Raw genomic sequence first — 20,898 nt, 5'->3', positions numbered from 1 at the left:
AAATGACCAAACAATTCGATGTCATCGTGATCGGCGGCGGCCCCGGTGGCTATATCGCCGCGATCCGTGCGGCGCAACTGGGCTTCAACGTGGCCTGCATCGACGAGTGGAAGAACGCCAAGGGCGGTCCCGCCCTGGGCGGCACCTGCACCAACGTCGGCTGCATTCCTTCGAAGGCGCTGCTGCAATCGTCGGAACACTTCGACCACGCCGGCCACGGCTTTGCGGACCACGGCATCAACGTGTCGGGCCTGTCGCTGGACATCGGCAAGATGCTGGCCCGAAAGGACCAGGTCGTGAAGCAGAACAACGACGGCATCACCTACCTGTTCAAGAAGAACAAGATCACCTCGTTCCACGGCCGTGGCTCGTTCGTGAAGGCCGCCGAAGGCGGCTACGAGATCAAGGTGGCGGGTGCCGCCGAAGAAACCATCGTCGGCAAGCACATCGTCGTGGCCACGGGCTCCAATGCCCGCGCGCTGCCGGGTGCTGCCTTCGACGAAGAGAACATCCTCTCGAACGACGGCGCGCTGCGCATGGGCGCCGTGCCCAAGAAGCTCGCGCTGATCGGCTCGGGCGTGATCGGCCTCGAAATGGGCTCGGTGTGGCGCCGCCTGGGCGCCGAAGTGACGGTGCTCGAAGCGCTGCCCACGTTCCTGGGCGCAGTGGACGAGCAGATCGCCAAGGAAGCCAAGAAGGCTTTCGACAAGCAGGGCCTGAAGATCGAACTGGGCGTGAAGGTCGGCGAGATCAAGTCGGGCAAGAAGGGCGTGTCCATCGCCTGGACCAACGCCAAGGGCGAAGCCCAGGTGCTGGACGTCGACAAGCTGATCGTCTCGATCGGCCGCGTGCCCAACACCATCGGCCTGGCGGCCGATGCCGTGGGCCTGGCGCTCGACGAGCGCGGCGCCATCAACGTGGACGCCGACTGCAAGACCAACCTGCCCAACGTCTGGGCCATCGGCGACGTGGTGCGCGGCCCGATGCTGGCGCACAAGGCCGAGGAAGAGGGCGTTGCCGTGGCCGAGCGCATTGCCGGCCAGCACGGCCATGTCAACTTCAACACGATTCCGTGGGTGATCTACACGCACCCCGAAATCGCGTGGGTCGGCCAGACCGAGCAGCAGCTCAAGGCCGAAGGCCGCGCCTACAAGGCCGGCACCTTCCCGTTCCTCGCGAACGGCCGCGCACGCGCGCTGGGCGACACGACCGGCATGGTCAAGTTCCTGGCCGATGCCGCGACCGACGAGATCCTGGGCGTGCACATGGTGGGTCCGCAGGTCAGCGAGCTGATCTCCGAAGCCGTGGTGGCGATGGAGTTCAAGGCCAGCGCCGAAGACATCGCGCGCATCTGCCATGCGCACCCGTCGCTGTCGGAAGCCACGAAGGAAGCTGCTCTGGCAGTGGACAAGCGCACGCTCAACTTCTGATGCGCTGATCCCTTGGCCAGCGTCAAAGAGGCTTACGAAAAGGAACTCGCCGTGCGCGGGTTCCACAGCGATCCCGCGCAACTGCGCGCCGTGGAGGCGCTGGATCGCTGCGCGAACGAATGGGCCGACTACAAGGCCCAGCGCTCCAATGCGTTGAAGAAGTTCATCAACCGGCCCGAGCTGCCGCGCGGCGTCTACATGTACGGTGGCGTCGGGCGGGGCAAGAGCTTCCTGATGGACCTGTTCTTCAACGCGGTGCCGCTGCGGCGCAAGACGCGCCTGCACTTTCATGAGTTCATGCGCGAGGTGCACCGCGAGTTGCGCGAGCTTCAGGGCACGGTCAACCCGCTCGACGAGTTGGGGCTGCGCATCTCCAAGCGCTACAAGCTGATCTGCTTCGACGAGTTCCATGTAGCGGACATCACCGACGCGATGATTCTTCATCGGCTGCTGGTGTCGCTGTTCGAGAACGGCGTGGGTTTCGTCACCACTTCCAATTTCAAGCCCGACGACCTGTACCCCGGCGGGCTGCACCGCGACCGGATCCTGCCCGCGATCGCGCTGCTCAACGAGAAGCTCGAAGTGCTCAGCGTGGACAACGGCACCGACTACCGGCGCCGCACGCTCGAGCAACTGCGCATGTACCTCACGCCCAACGATGCGGCCGCCGAGAAGGAAATGCGCAAGGCCTTCGACAAGCTGGCCGAAACGGCCGATGAAAACCCGATCCTGCACATCGAGGCGCGCGAGATCCGTGCGCGGCGCAAGGCCGGCGGTGTGGTCTGGTTCGACTTCAAGACGCTCTGCGGCGGACCGCGCTCGCAGAACGACTATCTGGAAATCGCGAGCCAGTTCCACACGGTGCTGCTGTCCGACGTGCCGCACATGCCGGTGCGCATGGCCTCGGAAGCACGCCGTTTCACCTGGCTGGTCGACGTCTTGTACGACCGTCGGGTCAAGCTCATCATGTCGGCAGAGGTGGCGCCGGAGGCGTTGTACACCGAGGGTCCGCTGGCGCACGAGTTTCCGCGCACGGTCTCCCGGCTCACCGAAATGCAGTCGAGCGAGTTCCTCTCCCTGGAACGCCGCATCGTCGATACCCGACTCACATGAAAAAATTCGTCCTTGCCCTGTTGATGACGTCCGCCGGCCTTCCGCTCTGGGCGCAATCGACCGCCGCGGCGGGCAACGTCAATTTCGAGGCCGAGCGCAGCCGGCTGTCGGCCGAGCGCGAGGCGATCGAGGCTCGTTTTGCCCAGGAGCGCGCGGCCTGCTACAAGAAGTTCGCGGTCGAAGACTGCCTGCGCGAAAGCCGCACGCGGCGCCGCAACGAAACCGACAGCATCAAGCGCCAGGAAACCGCGATCAACGATATCCAGCGCCAGCGTGCCGGCGCGGCGGAGCTGCAGAAGCTCGACCAGAAGGCCGCAACGCAGCGCCCGCAGGACGAGGCCGAAAAGCGCGATCAATCGGTACAGGGCCAGAAGGACCGCGAGCAACGCGCGGCCGACCATGCAGCCAGCCGTGCGGCGACCGCGGCCGAGGCCGCCGAGCGTCAGCGCGAGTTCGAGAGCAAGCAGAAGGCTCAAGCCGACGCGCGGGCCAAGGCCGCGCAGCGCCGTGCCGAGGCGCCTGCCCTGGCCGAGCGCTTCGAGGAAAAGCAGAAGAAAGCCGAAGAGCACAGGGCGAGCCGCGAGCGGCAGAACGCCAACCGCACCAAGCCGCGCGGCGCGCCGCTGCCGCCTGCAACCCCGGCCTCGTCGCCCAAGCCCTGAACGGGCCTGCACGCCCGGCCGACCGGGCCTGTGGAATCAGCCGGCCGACCGGGCCAGCGGAATCAGCCGGCCGCCGGCTGCTCCGGCAGCGGGTCGAACTTCAGCACCGTGATCGATATGTTGTCGCCCGTGCCGCGCGCCCGGCGGCGTGCTTCGCCCACCAGTATCTCCGCCGCATCGCGCGCGGGCTGCGCGTACAGCACGCTCGCCAGTTCCTCGGGAGTGAAGTAGTGCCAGAGTCCGTCGCTGCAGGCCATCAGCACGTCGCCCTGCCGCATCTTCGGGATGTAGTGCAGGGCGAGGGGCGGCGGCGTCGTCGCCATGCCCAGGCAGCCGAGAAGGATGTTGCCCTGCGGATGCACGTTGGCCTCGGCCTCGGTGATCTGCCCGCGGTCGACCAGCGCCTGCACGTACGAGTGATCGCGCGTGCGCTTGATCAGTTGCCCGTCGTGAAAGTGATAGATGCGGGAGTCGCCGGCGTGGATCCATGCGCAGTCGCCCTTGGGGTTCAGCAGAAAGGCGGCCAGCGTGCTGTGCGGCTCCTGCTCGCTGGAGATCGCCGTGAGCTTGATGACCGTGTGCGCGTCTTCAAGCAGTTGCTGCAGCATGGCGCTGGGGTCGTCGCGGTCGGGGTGGTAGCGCGTGAAGAGCTGGCGCGCCGTCATCAACACTTGGTCGGAGGCCTTGCGTCCGCCGCTGCGCCCGCCCATGCCGTCGGCCACCACGGCGAGCACGCAGCCCGGCGTGCGCGGGTGGCTCATCATCAACACCTGGTCCTGCTGATAGGGGCGGTCCCCCTTGTGGAGGCCGGTGGCGGCGGCAAGTCGAAAGCCTTGGGTCATGAGCACATGTGCGCCGAAGGCGCACTTCCTGTCTTCTCGTAAATTCGTATCAGGACGTATTATCGAATGAACATGCGTCGCGCAAGCACTGCGTTCGCGCCCCCACCGTTGGACTCCAATCTTCACTCCCTCTCCCGCCAACTGATCGAACTGCGCATCGAGCATGCCGATCTGGACGCCACCATCGATCGCCTGGCCGAGGCCGCGCCGCAGGACGAGCTTTTGCTGCGGCGCCTGAAGAAGCGCCGCCTCGCGCTGCGCGACCAGATCACGCGCGTGGAGAACATGCTCGATCCGAGAGAGCCCGCGTGACCGGCGCGCTCGAAGACAAGGTGCGCGAAGCCTTCGCGCCAGGCGGAGTGCTTTCGCATGCGGCCGATCAGTTCCGGGAGCGTTCGGGCCAGACCGACATGGCGATGGCCGTGGCCCGCACCATCGACCAGGGCGGCGTGCTGGTGGTCGAGGCCGGAACCGGCGTGGGCAAGACTTTTTCGTACCTCGTGCCGGCGTTGCTGAGCGGCGAGCGCGTGCTGCTCTCGACCGCCACCAAGACCCTGCAGGATCAACTCTTCGGACGCGATTTGCCTCGGCTGGTCGAGGCCTTTGCGCTGCCGGTGCGCACGGCGCTCTTGAAGGGGCGCGGCAGCTATCTGTGCCTGCACCGGCTCGATACGGCGCGCCACGACGCCTCGCTGCCGGAGCGCGGCAGCCTGCGCACCCTTGCCAAGATCGAGCAGTGGTCCAAGGCCACGCGCACGGGCGACCTGGCCGAATTGCCGGGGCTCGACGAGCGATCGCCGCTCATTCCGCTGATCACTTCCACGCGAGAGAACTGCCTGGGCGCGCAGTGCCCGCAATTCAAGGCTTGCCATGTGAACCTGGCCCGGCGCGAGGCGCTGGCGGCGGACATCGTGGTCATCAACCATCACCTGTTCTTTGCCGATCTCGCCGTGCGCGAGACGGGCATGGCGGAACTGCTGCCCAGCGTGAGCGTGGTGGTGTTCGACGAAGCGCATCAGCTCAACGAAACCGGCGTGCAGTTCCTGGGCGCGCAACTGGGCAGCGGCCAGGCGCTCGATTTCTCGCGCGACCTGCTGGGCGCGGGCCTGCAGCACGCGCGCGGGCTGGTCGACTGGCAGCAACTGGCCGCCGGGGTCGAGCGGGCCGCGCGCGAGCTGAGGCTGGTGGTCGGCAAGCAATGGCCGGGCGCCAAGCTGCGTTGGCTGGGAGAAACGCCCGAGGGCGTCGACGGCAGTGCCTGGCAAGGCGCGCTCGAAGACCTGCAGCATTCGTTCGAAGCGGCGGCCGAAGGGCTTGATACCGTCAGTGAGATTTCTCCCGATTTCGTGCGGCTGCACGAGCGGGCTCAGCAACTGGCCAAGCGGGCGGCGCGATTTGCGCTGCCTTGCGCGGTGGATTCGGTGCGCTGGGTGGACGTGGGCTCGCAGCTGCGGCTGATCGAGTCGCCGCTGGACATCGCCGAGGCCATGCGCAAGCGCGTGCTCAAGATCGGCGAGCCCGACGACAGCGATGAAGGCGACGACAGCAACCTCGATGCGTATGGCGAGAGCCCGCCGCAGCAGGACCACAGCCGCCGTGCCTGGGTCTTCACATCGGCCACGCTGGGCGACGAGCCGACGCTGCGCTGGTTCACCGAGCCCTGCGGGCTGGGCGATGCCGAGGTGCTGCGGGTTCAGAGCCCGTTCGACTATGCGTCGCAGGCGGCGCTTTATGTGCCGCGTGCGTTTCCCAAGCCGAACGATCCGTCGCACAGCCTGAAGGTCGCGCAACTGGCCGCGCGTGGCGCTACCGAGCTCGGCGGTCGCACCCTGGTGCTGACGACCACGCTGCGCGCGTTGCGCACCATCGGCGATGCGATGAAGCAGCAATTCGAATTGCTCGAAGCCGATGTGCGGCCCGAGGTGCTGGTCCAGGGCGAACTGCCCAAGCGCGTGCTCATGGAGCGGTTTCGCGAGGGCGCGAGCGAGGGGCGGGCGGGGTGCGTGCTGGTGGCGTCGGCATCGTTCTGGGAGGGCTTCGACGCCCCCGGCGATGCCTTGCAGTTCGTGGTGATCGACAAGCTGCCGTTCCCACCGCCCAACGATCCGCTGGTCGAGGCCCGCTCGCAGCGCCTGGAGGCGCAGGGACGCAGTTCATTCGGCGATTATTCGTTGCCTGAAGCGGCCGTTGCGCTCAAGCAGGGGGCAGGGCGCTTGATTCGCCGCGAGACCGACAGCGGCGTGCTGGCGATCTGCGACACCCGGCTGGTGGCAATGGGTTATGGCCGCCGGCTGCTGGCGGCGCTGCCGCCGATGCGTCGGCTGGACAGCGAGGCGGATTTTGAAAGCGCCATCGGCGCCCTCAAAAATCCTTACTGACGCGAGCGAGTTACCAGAGCTTCCACCAGGGGTCGTTGCTGCCCTTGAAGCCGTTGGCCAGATAGGTGCTCTGCGGATAGTTGGTGGTCAGCACGCGCTGGGCATCGTCACGCAAGTCCTTCATCCCGAGAGCGTCGTACGACTTCACCATGATGTACAGAGCTTCTTCGAGCGCCGGCACTTCGCGGTAGTCGGACAGCGCGATTTGTGCCCGGTTGATGGCCGCGAGGTAGGCGCCGCGCGAGTAGTAGTAGCGCGCCACGTGAACTTCGTACTGCGCGAGCGAGTTCACGATGTAGTTCATGCGCTGCCGGGCGTCGGGGGCGTAGCGCGAATCGGGGAAGCGCGTCACCAGATCGCGGAACGATTCGAACGATTCCTTGGCCGCCTTCTGGTCGCGTTCGGACAGGTCCTGGCGCGTGAGGAAGGCGAACATGCCCAGGTCGTCGTTGAAGTTGATCACGCCCTTCAGGTAAAGCGCGTAATCGAGCGCCGGGCTGGCCGGGTGCAGCTTCATGAAGCGGTCGATGGTGGCGATGGCGTTGGCCTTTTCGCCGGCCTTGTACTGGGCGTAGGCCTTTTCCAGCTGGGCTTGCTGTGCGAGCGGCGTGCCGGCCGCGCGGCCTTCGAGCTTCTCGTAAAGCGGCACCGCCTTGTCGTAGGCGCCCGAGCTGGTTTCTTCCTTGGCCTCGGAGTAGATGCGGTTGGGGCTCCAGTTGGCGGTCTTGTCTTCCTTGGTGGAAGAGCAACCGGTGGCGAGCAGAGCCGCCGCGCTGAGCGCGATCCAGGCGGGGACCGATAATTTGGCGCGAAACATCACATACGGCTTTCGTGAAACAGTTGCCCTCAATTATATCGACCGACCCTTCAGCCGATCCCCCGGAAACCATGGAGCTCGAAGAAGGAGCCGATCCGGTCGAATCCAGCGAGTTGCGGCCCTTTGCCGTGAGCGAGGCCTTGCACGGGCAGCGGCTCGACCGGGCGCTGGCGACTCTGGTGCCCGAATTTTCCAGAAGCTACCTGCAGCAACTGATCGAAGCCGGCGCCGTGGAGTTGCAAGGGCGCACGCTCACCAAGGCCTCCGCCACCGTCCGCGCCGGGCAGGAGGGGCGCATCGAACTGCGCCCCACGCCCCAGAGCCAGGCCTTCAAGCCGGAGGCGATGGACATCGTCACCGTGTACGAGGACGAGCACCTGCGCATCATCGACAAGCCGGCCGGCCTGGTCGTGCATCCGGCGCCCGGTCACTGGAGCGGGACATTGCTGAACGGCCTGCTGGCGCTGGATGCGAAGGCGGTTCTGCTGCCGCGGGCGGGCATCGTCCACCGGCTGGACCGGGACACCAGCGGGTTGATGGTGGTCGCGCGCACCCGGGCTGCAATGGATGCGATGGTGGCGTTGATCGCCGCGCGTGACGTCAAGCGGCAGTACCTGGCGATCGGGCACAAGCCGTGGGCGGGCGCGGCCGCCCGGCAGGTCGACGCGCCCATAGGCCGCGACCCGCGCAACCGGTTGCGCATGGCCGTGGTCGATCTGGAGCGCAATGCGGGCAAGACGGCTCGCACGCTGATCGAGCGGCTCGACAGCCACTCCGAAGGGTGCGTCGTGCGCTGCACCCTCGAAACCGGCCGTACCCACCAGATCCGGGTGCACATGGCCTCGATCGGGCATCCGCTGGTGGGCGATGCGCTCTACGGTGGCGCGCCCGCCGTCGGCCTCGCGCGCCAGGGCCTGCACGCCTTCCGGCTGGCGTTCGTGCACCCCGTCACGCAAGCGCCGCTGGAATTGCGCTCGCCCCTGCCGCCCGACCTGGCGGAGGCATTGAGGGCCTGGGGGCTGGATTACAATCGCGCCTGACGGCCCGAGGGCCTCGCCGGCCACCCGATGCCGGCCTTGCGTTGCACTCGCCATGTGCCGGCAACGCCTACTCCTTTCATCCTTGTGAGCCAGCGTCGACCAGACGCCTTTTCCCGGATAACGCGAACCATGAATACGGCGGATGCCAAGCGCATTCTCGAAACCGCCTTGATCTGTTCGAGCCAGCCGTTGCCAGTGCGCGACCTGCGCGTGCTGTTCGACGACGAACTGGGTGTGGACACCATCAAGGTGCTGTTGCTTGAACTGCAAGACGACTGGACGCAACGCGGCATGGAACTCGTGAGCGTCGGCAGCGGCTGGCGCTTTCAGAGCCGGCCGGAAATGCGCGACCACCTCGACCGCCTGCACCCCGAAAAGCCGCCGCGCTACACGCGCGCCGCGCTCGAAACGCTGGCCATCATTGCCTACCGCCAGCCGGCCACGCGCGGCGACATGGAAGACATCCGTGGCGTCACGATCAACTCGCTGATCCTCAAGCAGCTCGAAGACCGCGGCTGGGTCGAAGTCATCGGCCACCGCGAAACCGTCGGCCGGCCTGCGCTGTACGCAACCACCCGCCAGTTTCTCGACGATCTCGGCCTGGCCTCGCTGGACCAGTTGCCGTTGATCGAAACGCCCGCGCAGCAGGCAGCGCTGGTCGATGCGCTCGAGCAGGCGTCGGGCGCGCAGACCGACCTGCCCATCGACGCGGTGGATGTGCTGCCCGAGGCTGCCGAAGCGCTGGCTGCCGCTGCGGCACAGGTCGCAGAAGACGCCGCTTCCGCCGAAGTGGCGGAGGGGACGCAAACGGCCGAGCTGGCCGAACCTGTCGCACCCGGCGCCGAGCCTGAACCCGCCGCAGAGACCGAATCTGCGCCTCCCAACGATTCCGACCCCGATGCCGCGTTCCCGGACGAGGTCGACCCCCACGCTGTTCCTCCGGAAAAACCTCATGAGCCCATCTGACATCGACGACGAGGCAACACTGCCGGTCACGCCTGCATCCGAGAAGAAGGAGGCTGCGGCGCCTGTGGAGGGCGAGGCGCCCAAGGTGCGCCGTCCGCGCAAGAAAAAGGTGGTTGTGGAGGCCGAAGCCGAAGCAGCGCCGTCGACCGCTCAGGCCGAGCCCGTGGAAGCTGCGGTCGAATTGCCCGGCACCGTCGCCGTGCCTGAAGAAGAACAGCCGCGGGCCGAGCCCGTGGAGGCGCGCCAGGCGCGTGCCGTCGAACAGGCTGATCGCGACGACCAGGGCGACGACGGTGAAGAGGACGAGGACGAAGAACCCGACGAGGAAGAGGACGATCTCGACCGCGCCCGCCGCGCCGCCGATCGCGAGCAGCGCAATGCGCCGCCGCCAGAGCCGATTCGCTTCGTGGACGTCATTTCCGGTCAGTTCGATGCCGACGAGGAAAGCCCCGAAGTACCGCCGCTCAAGCGCGTGCTGTTGCCCGAGGCCGATTCGCCCAAGCTCCACAAGGTGCTGGCGCAGGCGGGCCTGGGTTCGCGGCTTGAAATGGAGTCGTTGATCCTGCAGGGCCGGATCTCGGTCAACAACGAGCCGGCCCACATCGGCCAGCGCATCCAGTACGGCGACCAGGTCAAGATCAACGGCAAGCCGATCCGCTACCGTATCGACCCGCCGCCGCCCCGGGTGATCGCCTACCACAAGCCCGTCGGCGAAGTGGTCACGCATGACGACCCGCAGAACCGTCCCACCGTGTTCCGCAAGCTGCCGCGCCTGCAGCAGGGCAAGTGGCAATCGGTCGGCCGGCTCGACCTGAACACGGAAGGCCTGCTGCTGTTCAGCAGCTCCGGCGACCTGGCCAATCAACTGATGCATCCGCGCTTCGGCCTGGAGCGCGAGTACGCGGTGCGCGTGCTGGGCGCGCTCAGCAGCGAAGAGAAGCAGAAGCTGCTGGACGGCGTTCGCCTCGAAGACGGCATGGCCCAGTTCGGCACCATCGAGGAGGGCGGCGGCGAAGGCTCCAATTGCTGGTATCGCGTCACCATTTCCGAGGGCCGCAACCGCGAGGTGCGCCGCCTGTTCGAGTCGGTGGGCCACGCGGTCAGCCGGCTGATCCGCATCCGTTACGGCGCGATGGTGCTGCCGCGCGGACTCAAGCGCGGTGCCTGGATGGAACTGGACGAGCGGGACATCCGCGCACTGTTCCAGGCCTCCGGCGGCGCGGCGGCGCGCCCCGCGAACTCGCAACCGCGCGGACCCGGCGGTCCCGACGGCGGCGGTCGCAACGGGCGCAACAAGAAGCGCCGCGGCAACCGCAACGGCGGCGGCCAGGGACAACAGGGGCAAGGTCAACAACAGCCGCGCGAGATGCGCGATGACGGCCGCGAGGCCCCCATTCCGAATCCGCTGGGCGACGGCCGTCCGCCGCGTGGCGACCGTGGCGGACGCGGCAATCGCGGTGGCGGCAACGGTGGCCCTCCGGCGCAAGGGCGCCGCAGCGGAGGCGGTGGCTACAACCGGCAGGGTCAAGGCGGGCAGAGCGGTGGCGGTAACCGGCAGGGCGGCGACGATCGCCAGCCGAGCGGTGCCAACCAGCCCGATCCGATGAAGACGTCGCTGGGCTACATCGGTGCCGACAGCTTTTCGCGCCAGCGCAAGGAGCAGCGCGGAGCGCCTGGGCGCCGGAGCGGCGGCGGCTCGTCGGGTGGCGGCGGTTACGGTGGCCCGGCCGGCTCGCGCCGCCGCGGACGCTGAAAGCCAGCCGTTGCAGCGCGGCTTTCGCGGGGTTTTCACCAATCCCCAAAGCCGCGCCGGTTAAAATCAGAGGCTTTGTCGACTTGCAGCGAAACAAATTCGTTGCAGTTGTGACAAAACACTTCAAAATCAAAGCTGCAGGAAGCATTTCAATAATGGCTATCGAACGTACCCTCTCCATCATCAAGCCCGACGCAGTCGCCAAGAACGTCATCGGCAAGATCGTTTCCCGCTTCGAAGCTGCCGGCCTCAAGATCGTCGCCGCCAAGCTGGTGCATCTGTCGCGCAACGAAGCCGAGCAGTTCTACTCGGTCCACAAGGAGCGTCCTTTCTTCAAGGACCTGGTCGAGTTCATGATCTCCGGCCCCGTGTTCGTGCAAGTGCTCGAAGGCGAAAACGCCATCGCCAAGAACCGTGACCTGATGGGCGCCACCGACCCCAAGAAGGCAGCCGCCGGCACCATCCGCGCCGACTTCGCCGACAGCATCGACGCCAACGCCGTGCACGGCTCGGACGCCCCCGAAACCGCAGCGAACGAAGTCTCGTTCTTCTTCGCCGGCCTCAACGTCTACGCACGCTGAAGCTGCTGCCGACCGATTCCATGACCACGGCCAACCTGCTCGACTTCGATCTCGAAGGGCTGGCTGCGTTCTGCGAAAAACTCGGCGAGAAACGTTTCCGCGCCACGCAGCTGTTCCGCTGGATCCACCAGCGTGGCGCCAGCGACTTCACCCAGATGACCGATCTGGCCAAGTCGCTGCGCGAGAAGCTCGCGACCACCGCGCGCGTCGAGGCCCTGCCGGTCCTCACGCAGCACGAATCCAAGGACGGCACGATCAAGTGGCTGTTCGACGTCGGCGGCGGTGATGCCGTCGAAGCCGTATTCATTCCCGAGGACGACCGCGGCACCCTGTGCGTGTCGTCGCAAGCCGGCTGTGCGGTCGGATGCCGCTTCTGCTCGACCGGGCACCAGGGCTTCAGCCGCAACCTCAACACCGGCGAAATCATGGCTCAGCTGTGGTTTGCCGAACATTTCCTGCGCAAGCATCTGAAGCGCGACGACCGCGTCATCTCCAACGTGGTGATGATGGGCATGGGCGAGCCGCTTCAGAACTACTCGGCGCTGGTGCCCGCACTGCGCACCATGCTCGACGACAACGCCTACGGGCTGTCGCGCCGCCGTGTCACCGTGTCCACTTCCGGCGTCGTGCCGATGATCGACCGGCTGGGCACCGACTGCGCGGTGGCGCTGGCCGTTTCGCTGCATGCGCCCAACGATGCGCTGCGCGACGACCTCGTGCCGCTCAATCGCAAGTACCCGATTGCCGAACTGCTCGAGGCCTGCAAGCGCTACCTCGAACATGCGCCGCGCGACTTCATCACCTTCGAATACTGCATGCTGGACGGCGTCAACGACCAGCCCGAGCATGCGCGGCAATTGGTGGAGCTGGTGCGCAAGCACGATGTCTCGTGCAAGTTCAACCTGATTCCGTTCAACCCGTTTCCGGCCTCGGGCCTGCTGCGTTCGCCGCAACCGCGCGTGCTGGCATTTGCCAGGACGCTGAGCGAAGCGGGGCTGGTGACCACCGTGCGCAAGACGCGCGGCGACGATATCGATGCCGCCTGCGGACAACTCGCCGGCGACGTCAAGGACCGCACCCGCGCCGCCGAACGCATGGCCCAGCGCCGTGCAACCGAGCGACCCGTCGTCTTGCACCCGATGCGCAAGACCCCCACCGTTCCCCAGGAGCATTGAACCGATGAGCAAGGCCTTTCCGATGACCACCGCGAGCGCGCAGCGGCTGCTGGCCGCAAGCTTCGCCGGTGTCGCCGTGGCGTTTCTGCTCGCGGGCTGCGTCAACACGCGGACCACCACCACGAGCCTTGCCGACACCAGTTCGGGCAAGGGCAATCAACTTGTGACCGAGTCCGACGAGTCCAGCCGCCAGCGCCGAGCGCGCTTGCGGATGGAGCTGGCATCCGGCTATTTCGAGCACGGCCAGACCACGGTTGCGCTCGACGAGATCAAGCAGGCCCTGGTGGCCGACCCCAACTACGCGGACGCCTACAGCCTTCGTGGCCTGGTCTACATGCGGCTCGAAGATGCGGCGCAGGCCGAAGACAGCTTCCGCCGCGCGATTGCCCTGAACCCCAAAGATCCCAACACGCGCCACAACTACGGCTGGCTGTTGTGCCAGCAGAACCGCTACGGCGACGCGGCGCAGCAGTTCACCGAAGTGCTGGCCATGCCCAACTACGGCGACCGCGCCAAGACGCTCATGACGCAGGGCCTCTGCGAGCTCAAGGCTGGCCAGCGTCCGCAGGCCGAACGCAGCCTCCTGCAGGCCTACGAAATCGATGCCGGCAACCCGGTGGTCGGTTTCAACCTGGCATCGCTGCTGGCGCAGCGCGAGGAATGGTCCCGCGCGCAGTTCTACGTTCGCCGCGTCAACAACAGCCCCTCGGCCAACGCCGAAACGCTCTGGCTCGGCATCAAGATCGAACGAAAGCTGAACAACCGCGAAGCCGTCGCGCAGTTGGGCGGCCAACTGCAACGCCGCTTCCCCCAATCGCGGGAGGCATCAGCGTACGAGCGCGGGAATTTCAATGACTGAACGGGTTTCGGAGTTCGGCACTTCCGCGGCGCTGCCGCTCGAGGAAGGCGACATCACGCACAAGACGGCCGGCGACATGATTCGCGAGGCCCGCGAGGGGCACGGTCTGCACGTCGACATGGTGGCCGCCGCACTCAAGGTGCCGCCGCAGAAAATCATCGCGCTGGAGGCAGACGACATCGCTTCGCTGCCAGACCCCGTCTTCGCCCGTGCCCTGGCCAGCAGCGTCTGCCGGGCGCTGCGTATCGACCCGGCGCCGGTGCTCGCCAAACTGCCGAGTACCAAGCAAGCGCCGCTGGCCGTGGCTGATCGCACCCTCAAGACCAACATCGTGTCCGGCACGCCCCGCTGGAACGGCGGACGTTCTTCCAGTGGGCTGCCGTCGCGCGCCGTGCTGACGGTGGTCGTGCTGCTGCTGATCGGCGCCGGTGCGCTGTTCTGGATGCCGCAGTCGGTCTTCGACCAGATCGGCGCCTCCGTGTCGCGCATGACCTCGCGCGGCGAAGCCGGTGCGGGTGCCGCTGGCGAGCCTGCCGCGGCCGAGTCCGGCGCTGCGGCGAACGGGTCCGGCATCGCGACCGAGAACGTGCCCGTTCAGGCCGTCGCGCCGACCGGGCCCGCCAGCGTCGCGCCAGCAGCGACCCCTGCCGACAACAGCGTCGTCGCGGCACCGCCGGCCGCGGTTGCGGCAACCGCGTCTGCCGTTGCGGCTGCGAACAGCAGCCAGCAACTCGTTTTCGTCGCGCGCGAAGAGTGCTGGATCACCGTGACCGAAGCCGGCGGCAAGCAACTGCTGCGCCGCAATCTGCAGGCCGGCGAAACCGTCGGGCTGTCGGGCACGCTGCCGCTGTCGGTGGTGGTCGGCCGGGCCTCGGCGGTCGATGTGCAGGTGCGCGGAAAAGCCTACGATCTGAAGCCTGTCACCCGCGGCGGCGGCGTGGCGCGTTTCGAGGTGACATCGTGACCGTCTTCGCAGACAGCAACAGCACCCCACAACCTATCGAATCGGCGGCGCCCAAGGCGCGTCGCTCGCGTCAGGCCAGCGTGGTCTGGGGCCCGCGCACCGTCACCGTGGGCGGCGACGCACCGGTGCGCGTGCAGTCGATGACCAACACCGACACGGTCGATGCCATCGGCACCGCGATCCAGGTCAAAGAGCTCGCCATCGCGGGTTCCGAAATGGTCCGCATCACGGTCAATACGCCCGAAGCCGCGGCGCAGGTGCCCTACATCCGCGAGCAGCTCGACCGCATGGGCATCGACGTGCCGCTGATCGGCGATTTCCATTACAACGGCCACCGCCTGCTCACCGACTATCCGGCCTGCGCCGAAGCGCTGAGCAAGTACCGCATCAACCCCGGCAACGTGGGCAAGGGCGACAAGAAGGACAAGCAGTTCGGCCAGATGATCGACGCGGCCATGCGCTGGAACAAGCCGGTGCGCATCGGCGTGAACTGGGGCAGCCTCGACCAGGAATTGCTTGCCGGCCTGATGGACATCAACAGCCAGCGCGCTCAGCCGTGGGATGCCAAGCAGGTGATGTACGAGGCGCTGATCACCTCGGCCATCGAATCCGCCAGGCTGGCCGAGTCGATGGGCATGGCCGGCAACCAGGTGATCCTGTCGTGCAAGGTCAGCGGCGTTCAGGACCTGATCTCGGTGTACCGCGAACTGGCCAGGCGCTGCGAGTACCCGTTGCACCTGGGCCTGACCGAAGCCGGCATGGGCACCAAGGGCACGGTGGCGTCGGCCACGGCGCTGTCGATCCTGCTGCAGGAAGGCATCGGCGACACGATTCGCGTGTCGCTCACGCCGCAGCCGGGCGAATCGCGCACGCAGGAAGTACTGATCGCCAACGAAATTCTCCAGGCCCTCGGCCTGCGCGTGTTCGTGCCCAGCGTCACCGCCTGCCCGGGCTGCGGCCGCACCACGAGCACCACCTTCCAGGAACTGGCCAAGCAGATCGACGACTACCTGCGCCTGCAGATGCCCGTCTGGCGCAACAAATACCCGGGCGTGGAGACGCTGAAAGTGGCCGTCATGGGCTGCATCGTCAACGGCCCCGGGGAAAGCAAGCATGCCGACATCGGCATCAGCCTGCCCGGCACCGGCGAGGCGCCCGCCGCGCCGGTCTTCATTGACGGCGAAAAGGCCCTCACGCTGCGCGGCGACAATATCGCCAACGAGTTCCATCAACTCGTCGAAACCTACATCGAAAAGCGCTTCGGCGGCGAGCACGCCGTCGCTGCCTGACACCTCCGCAGACTCATGGCTGAAAAATTGAATGCCGTCAAAGGCATGAACGACATATTGCCGCCCGAATCGGCGCGCTGGGAGTGGCTCGAGGCCACCGTGCGCGACCTGATGGGGCGCTATGCGTACCGCAACGTCCGCACGCCGATCCTGGAGCACACCGCGCTCTTCGTGCGGGGCATCGGCGAGGTGACGGACATTGTCGAGAAGGAGATGTACGCCTTCGAAGACCGCTCCGACAAGCATGGACAGGCCGAGCATCTGGCGATGCGACCGGAAAACACGGCAGGCTTGGTGCGTGCAGTGATCGAGCACAACATGCTCTACGACGGGCCCAAGCGCCTTTGGTACACGGGGCCGATGTTCCGCCGCGAAAAGCCCCAGCGCGGTCGCTATCGCCAGTTCCACCAGATCGGCGCCGAGGCCCTGGGCTTTGCCGGCCCGGATGTCGACGCCGAACTGATCCTGCTTGCGAGCGCGCTCTGGAAGCGGATCGGCCTGACCGACGTGCGCCTGGAGCTCAACAGTCTGGGCCAGTCTGCCGAGCGCGCGCAGCACCGCGCCCAATTGATCGCGCACTTCGAGAAGCACGCCGACAAGCTCGACGAGGACGGCAAGCGTCGCCTGCACAGCAACCCGCTGCGCATCCTCGACACGAAGAATCCGGCGATGAAGGATGTCGTCGAATCGGCGCCGAAGCTGATCGACTTCCTCGGTGCCGAATCGCTCGCGCACTTCGAGGGGTTGCAGGCCATCCTCAAGGCCAACGACATCGCCTTCACGATCAACCCGCGCCTGGTGCGCGGCCTCGATTACTACAACCTCACGGTGTTCGAGTTCGTGACCGACCGCCTCGGCGCGCAGGGCACCGTGTGCGCCGGTGGCCGTTACGACGATCTGATTGCCCAGATCGGTGGCAAGCCCGCACCGGCCGTGGGCTGGGCCATGGGCGTGGAGCGCGTGCTCGATCTGCTCAAGGAGCAGGGCGCCGATCTGCCCACCCCGGTCCCCGATGCCTATGCCATCGTGCCCGACGCCGCCTCGATGCCTGTGGTGCTGCGCTCGCTGCAACAGCTGCGCGAGGCCGGCGTGCGCGTGCAGATGCACGCGGCCACCGCCGACGGGCTCGCCAGCTTCAAGGCGCAAATGAAAAAAGCTGACGCCAGCGGCGCCACCTACGCCCTGATCTTCGGCGCCGATGAACTTGCGCGCGGCGAAGTGACTCTGAAGGCGTTGCGCGATGCAAGCGTCCCGCAGACTGCACGGCCGCTTGCTGAAGTGGCCACCTGGGCCGTCACCCTACAATCCCCGGCTCCCAACATCTGACAGCGCATGGCAACCCATCTCGACCTCGACGAACAGGAACAGCTCGACCAGCTCAAGCATTTCTGGAACACCTACGGCACCCTGATCACCTGGGTCGTGCTGCTCGTTGCCGGCGCCTTCGTGGCCTGGAACGGCTGGCAATACTTCCAGCGCACCAAGGCTGCCCAGGCCGCGGCTCTCTACGATGAGGTCGAGCGCAGCACGCAGTCCGGCGACGTCGAGCGCATTCAGCGAGTGCTGGCCGACATGAAAGAACGCTTCGCGGGCACTGCCTATGCGCAGCAGGCCGGCCTCCTGGTCGCCAAGACGCTGTACGAAAAGGGCAAGCCCGAAGAGTCGCGCGCCGCGCTGGGCTGGGTGGCCGACAAGGGTGTCGATCCGGGCTACCAGGCGGTTGCAAAGCTGCGGCTTGCCGCCGAGTTGCTCGACAGCAAGTCGTACGACGAAGCCCTGAAGCAACTGGACGGCAAGGTCCCCAAGGAATTCGAACCGCTGCTGGCCGACCGCAAGGGCGACATCTACATGGCCCAGGGCAAGCGGGCCGAAGCGCAGGCCGAGTACCGCAAGGCCTGGACGGGCCTGGGTGCGACCTCCGACTACCGTCGTCTGGTCGAGATCAAGCTGAACGCGGTCGGTGTAGACCCGAAGAGCCTGGCGCCCACCATCACTGTCACACCTGCAGCCACCAAAACTTCCTGACCGCATCATGAATTTCAAGCGTCTCCTGCCTGAATCGGCCGCCTTGCGTGCGGGTTCCGCCCTTGTGTTGGTCGCATTGCTGGCTGCCTGTTCGGGCACCAGCAAGCCGAAGCCGGCCGAACTGCCCGCCAACCCGGCCTCGCTCGGTGTGCGCCAGGCCTGGAGCGTGCGCATCTCGGAAGTGAGCTTCCCGCTCACCGCCGACGTCAGCGGCGACATCGTCACCGTGGCTGGAAGCGACGGCACCGTGGTGGCCATCGACGCCCGCGCCGGCCGTGAAACCTGGCGCGCGAACGCCGGTGCCACGCTGGCCGCAGGCGTCGGAAGCGACGGCACGATGGCCGCGGTGGTCACCACCAACAACGAACTGGTCGCCATCGAGAACGGCAAGGTCCTGTGGAAGCAGAAGCTGTCTGCCCAGGCCTTTACCGCGCCGCTGGTCGCGGGCCGCCGCGTGTTCGTGCAGACCGCCGACCGCAGCATCAGCGGCTGGGACGGCCAGAGCGGCCGCCGCCTGTGGATCCAGCAGCGTCCGGGTGAAAACCTGGTGCTGCGCAAGTCGGGTGTGCTGATCGCCGTGGGCGACACGCTGGTGGCGGGCATCGGCGGCCGTCTGGCCGGCATCAATCCCGGCAACGGCACCTCGCGTTGGGAATCGCCCATCGCCGCGCCGCGCGGCACCAACGACGTGGAGCGCCTGGTCGATCTGACCGGCAGCGTGAGCCGCTCGGGCGACACCGTGTGCGCACGCGCCTATTACGCCAGCGTCGGTTGCGTCGACACCCTGCGCGGCCAGTTGCTGTGGAGCAAGCCTGCCACGGGTGCGGACGGCCTCACCGGCGACGAGAGCTTCGTCTACGGCACCGAGTCCGACGGCAGCCTCAATGCCTGGCGCCGGGCCGACGGCGAGCGCGCCTGGCAATCGACCCGTTTCAAGAACCGTGTGCTGACCTCGCCGCTCGCGGTGGGCCGCTCGCTGATCATTGGCGAGGACACCGGCTCCCTGCATTTCGTCTCGCGCGAAGACGGCGCACTGCTCAACCGTGTCACGCCCGATGGCTCGGCCATCACCGTTGCGCCGGTCTTGGCTGGCAACACGGTCGTGGTCGTGACGGCCAAGGGCGGCGTGTTTGGTTATCGCCCTGAATAATTTCTTCTTTTCCCTCTCTCAAGCTCAAGGCCCGACCATGAAAACCGCGCCATCGAAAGGCCGGCCATGAAGCCGGTCGTGGCCCTGGTCGGCCGTCCCAACGTCGGCAAGTCGACGCTGTTCAACCGCCTGACCCAGACGCGCGACGCCATCGTCGCCGACTACGCCGGCCTCACGCGCGACCGCCACTACGGCAATGGCCGGCTGGGCAAGCACGAGTTCATCGTGATCGACACGGGCGGTTTCGAGCCCGATGCCGGCAGCGGCATCTACAAGGAGATGGCCAAGCAAACGCGGCAGGCCGTGGCCGAGGCCGATGTGGTGATCTTCGTGGTCGATGCCCGCGAAGGCCTTTCGGCCCAAGACCACGACATTGCCAACGAATTGCGCCGGCTGGGCAAGCCTTGCGTGCTGGCGGCCAACAAGGCCGAAGGCATGCACGACGGCACCAAGCTGGTCGACTTCTACGAACTGGGCTTCGGCGACGTGCATGGCGTGTCCGCTGCGCACGGGCAGGGCATGCGCGACCTGGTCGAACTGGCGCTCGAGCCGCTGAACCTGGCCGACCCCGAAGACGAGGCCGATGAAGACGACGTCAACAAGCCCATCAAGCTGGCGGTGGCCGGACGGCCCAATGTGGGCAAGTCCACGCTGATCAACACCTGGTTGGGCGAAGAGCGCCTAGTGGCCTTCGACATGCCCGGCACCACGCGCGACGCCATCTCGGTGCCGTTCGAGCGCAACGGCCAGCGATTCGAACTGATCGACACGGCCGGCCTGCGCCGCAAGGGCAAGGTGTTCGAGGCGATCGAGAAGTTCTCGGTGGTCAAGACGCTGCAGGCCATCGAGTCGGCCAACGTCGTGCTGCTGCTGCTGGATGCCACGCAGGGCGTGACCGACCAGGACGCGCACATTGCGGGCTATATCCTGGAAAGCGGCCGCGCGGTGGTGATCGCGATCAACAAGTGGGATGCGGTCGACAGCTACCAGCGTGAGCAGATCCAGCGCCAGATCGAAACCCGGCTGCCGTTTCTCAAGTTTGCTTCGCTGCATTTCATCTCTGCCATCAAGCGGCAAGGGTTGGGCCCGGTGTGGCAGGCCATTGCGCAGGCCCACAAGTCGGCCACGCGCAAGATGTCGACGCCGGTGCTGACCCGGCTGCTGCTGGAGGCCGTGCAATTCCAGGCGCCCCAGCGCGGCGGCATGTTCCGTCCCAAGCTTCGATATGCCCACCAGGGCGGCATGAATCCGCCGGTGATCATCATCCACGGCAATTCGCTGGAGCACGTGACCGAGGCGTACAAGCGGTTTCTGGAAGGGCGTTTCCGCAAGGAATTCGACCTGGTGGGCACGCCCTTGCGGATCCAGTTCAAAAGCTCGCAAAATCCGTTTGCGGACAAGGACCGCTGAAGGTGCTTGGCTGCCGATGGCAGCCGATGAGTTGCGGCAGGGGCGGAAGTTCCGGCTTTTGAGAGACGTTATTTTCTCAAGGCTTTTAGTTGCCATTGCTGCAGCGCAGAAACCGTGTGTTAAGGTCATCTCTCCAACAACTACTCTTGAACACGGAGAATATCGTGAGCAATAAAGGGCAACTTCTGCAAGACCCGTTTCTGAACACCTTGCGTCGCGAGCATGTGCCGGTTTCCATTTATTTGGTGAACGGCATCAAGCTGCAAGGCCAGATCGAGTCTTTTGACCAATACGTCGTGTTGCTCCGCAACACAGTGACGCAAATGGTCTACAAGCACGCCATTTCCACCATCGTGCCGGGTCGTGCCGTCAACTTCTCGGCTGCCGAGAACGACGACGCCGCAGCCTGATCGCGCGGAGCGCGACGGAGTCTCCTCCGTCGCG

General features: G+C 66.4%; 20 protein-coding genes. 18 read left to right on the top strand and 2 right to left on the bottom strand.

Annotation, left to right across the window (positions count from 1 at the left end):
* Positions 1–2 precede the first annotated feature (2 nt).
* The 3 genes from lpdA to ABIC90_RS07900 are packed head-to-tail and all read left to right on the top strand — an operon-like array spanning position 3 to position 3,205.
* Positions 3–1,430, top strand: coding sequence for a dihydrolipoyl dehydrogenase (gene lpdA, locus ABIC90_RS07910; RefSeq protein ID WP_354353535.1), 1,428 nt, complete (start codon positions 3–5; stop codon positions 1,428–1,430).
* A gap of 12 nt (positions 1,431–1,442) precedes the next feature.
* Positions 1,443–2,543: a cell division protein ZapE gene (zapE, locus tag ABIC90_RS07905; RefSeq protein ID WP_354353534.1), complete on the top strand. Its 1,101-nt coding sequence runs from the start codon at positions 1,443–1,445 to the stop codon at positions 2,541–2,543.
* Positions 2,540–3,205 carry a hypothetical protein gene (locus ABIC90_RS07900; RefSeq protein WP_354353533.1) on the top strand — a complete coding sequence of 222 codons (666 nt, stop codon included), beginning with the start codon at positions 2,540–2,542 and terminating at the stop codon, positions 3,203–3,205. Before zapE ends, ABIC90_RS07900 begins: the two co-directional genes overlap by 4 nt.
* A gap of 62 nt (positions 3,206–3,267) precedes the next feature.
* On the opposite strand, the gene ABIC90_RS07895 is transcribed toward ABIC90_RS07900, so the two are convergent.
* Positions 3,268–4,047 (bottom strand): PP2C family protein-serine/threonine phosphatase, encoded by a 780-nt coding sequence (locus ABIC90_RS07895; RefSeq protein ID WP_354353532.1) that lies wholly within the window; start codon positions 4,045–4,047, stop codon positions 3,268–3,270.
* Positions 4,048–4,155: 108 nt separating this feature from the next.
* Between ABIC90_RS07895 and ABIC90_RS07890 the strand changes: the two genes are divergently transcribed.
* Together ABIC90_RS07890 and ABIC90_RS07885 are read left to right on the top strand one after the other, a co-directional pair.
* Positions 4,156–4,359, top strand: coding sequence for a YdcH family protein (locus ABIC90_RS07890; protein WP_354353531.1), 204 nt, complete (start codon positions 4,156–4,158; stop codon positions 4,357–4,359).
* Positions 4,356–6,425, top strand: a complete 2,070-nt coding sequence (locus tag ABIC90_RS07885) for an ATP-dependent DNA helicase (RefSeq protein WP_354353530.1) — start codon at positions 4,356–4,358, stop codon at positions 6,423–6,425. The genes ABIC90_RS07890 and ABIC90_RS07885 overlap by 4 nt, the downstream gene beginning before the upstream one ends.
* Positions 6,426–6,435: 10 nt before the next feature.
* On the opposite strand, the gene ABIC90_RS07880 is transcribed toward ABIC90_RS07885, so the two are convergent.
* Positions 6,436–7,242, bottom strand: a complete 807-nt coding sequence (locus ABIC90_RS07880; protein WP_354353529.1) for an outer membrane protein assembly factor BamD — start codon at positions 7,240–7,242, stop codon at positions 6,436–6,438.
* A 71-nt stretch (positions 7,243–7,313) separates the two neighbouring features.
* On the opposite strand from ABIC90_RS07880, the gene ABIC90_RS07875 reads away from it, so the two are divergent.
* The 13 genes from ABIC90_RS07875 to hfq all read left to right on the top strand — a co-directional run bounded on the left by ABIC90_RS07875 (position 7,314) and on the right by hfq (position 20,864).
* Positions 7,314–8,282, top strand: a complete 969-nt coding sequence (locus tag ABIC90_RS07875) for an RluA family pseudouridine synthase (protein ID WP_354353668.1) — start codon at positions 7,314–7,316, stop codon at positions 8,280–8,282.
* 129 nt (positions 8,283–8,411) lie between these two features.
* A complete protein-coding gene (gene scpB / locus ABIC90_RS07870) occupies positions 8,412–9,248 on the top strand; it encodes an SMC-Scp complex subunit ScpB (RefSeq protein WP_354353528.1) in 837 nt (278 codons plus the stop codon).
* A complete protein-coding gene (locus ABIC90_RS07865; RefSeq protein WP_354353526.1) occupies positions 9,235–11,001 on the top strand; it encodes a pseudouridine synthase in 1,767 nt (588 codons plus the stop codon). Before scpB ends, ABIC90_RS07865 begins: the two co-directional genes overlap by 14 nt.
* Before the next feature lie 155 nt (positions 11,002–11,156).
* Complete coding sequence (ndk, locus tag ABIC90_RS07860) at positions 11,157–11,582, top strand: nucleoside-diphosphate kinase (RefSeq protein WP_013542117.1); 426 nt, start codon at positions 11,157–11,159, stop codon at positions 11,580–11,582.
* Between the two features lie 20 nt (positions 11,583–11,602).
* Positions 11,603–12,757 carry a 23S rRNA (adenine(2503)-C(2))-methyltransferase RlmN gene (gene rlmN, locus ABIC90_RS07855; protein WP_354353525.1) on the top strand — a complete coding sequence of 385 codons (1,155 nt, stop codon included), beginning with the start codon at positions 11,603–11,605 and terminating at the stop codon, positions 12,755–12,757.
* 4 nt (positions 12,758–12,761) lie between these two features.
* Positions 12,762–13,616 carry a type IV pilus biogenesis/stability protein PilW gene (gene pilW, locus ABIC90_RS07850; RefSeq protein WP_354353524.1) on the top strand — a complete coding sequence of 285 codons (855 nt, stop codon included), beginning with the start codon at positions 12,762–12,764 and terminating at the stop codon, positions 13,614–13,616.
* Positions 13,609–14,580 carry a helix-turn-helix domain-containing protein gene (locus tag ABIC90_RS07845; protein WP_354353523.1) on the top strand — a complete coding sequence of 324 codons (972 nt, stop codon included), beginning with the start codon at positions 13,609–13,611 and terminating at the stop codon, positions 14,578–14,580. The genes pilW and ABIC90_RS07845 overlap by 8 nt, the downstream gene beginning before the upstream one ends.
* Entirely contained in the window at positions 14,577–15,869 is a 1,293-nt protein-coding gene (gene ispG / locus ABIC90_RS07840; protein ID WP_354353522.1) for a flavodoxin-dependent (E)-4-hydroxy-3-methylbut-2-enyl-diphosphate synthase, read from the top strand. The genes ABIC90_RS07845 and ispG overlap by 4 nt, the downstream gene beginning before the upstream one ends.
* 15 nt (positions 15,870–15,884) lie before the next feature.
* Positions 15,885–17,195, top strand: a complete 1,311-nt coding sequence (gene hisS, locus ABIC90_RS07835; RefSeq protein WP_354353521.1) for a histidine--tRNA ligase — start codon at positions 15,885–15,887, stop codon at positions 17,193–17,195.
* A gap of 6 nt (positions 17,196–17,201) precedes the next feature.
* The gene (locus tag ABIC90_RS07830) at positions 17,202–17,894 is read left to right on the top strand and encodes a YfgM family protein (RefSeq protein ID WP_354353520.1); all 693 of its coding nucleotides are present in this window, start codon (positions 17,202–17,204) and stop codon (positions 17,892–17,894) included.
* Positions 17,895–17,901: 7 nt separating this feature from the next.
* Positions 17,902–19,044, top strand: coding sequence for an outer membrane protein assembly factor BamB (gene bamB / locus ABIC90_RS07825; protein ID WP_354353519.1), 1,143 nt, complete (start codon positions 17,902–17,904; stop codon positions 19,042–19,044).
* Positions 19,045–19,110: 66 nt separating this feature from the next.
* Positions 19,111–20,454, top strand: coding sequence for a ribosome biogenesis GTPase Der (gene der, locus ABIC90_RS07820; RefSeq protein WP_354353518.1), 1,344 nt, complete (start codon positions 19,111–19,113; stop codon positions 20,452–20,454).
* A 164-nt stretch (positions 20,455–20,618) separates the two neighbouring features.
* Positions 20,619–20,864 carry an RNA chaperone Hfq gene (gene hfq / locus ABIC90_RS07815; protein ID WP_012747311.1) on the top strand — a complete coding sequence of 82 codons (246 nt, stop codon included), beginning with the start codon at positions 20,619–20,621 and terminating at the stop codon, positions 20,862–20,864.
* The last annotated feature ends 34 nt before the right edge of the window (positions 20,865–20,898 follow it).

This window comes from Variovorax boronicumulans (genome assembly GCF_040544675.1).
GTDB lineage: Bacteria > Pseudomonadota > Gammaproteobacteria > Burkholderiales > Burkholderiaceae_C > Variovorax > Variovorax boronicumulans_D.
The sequence above is the reverse complement of the archived record's forward strand: the minus strand, read 5'-3'. Positions and strand labels throughout refer to the sequence as shown.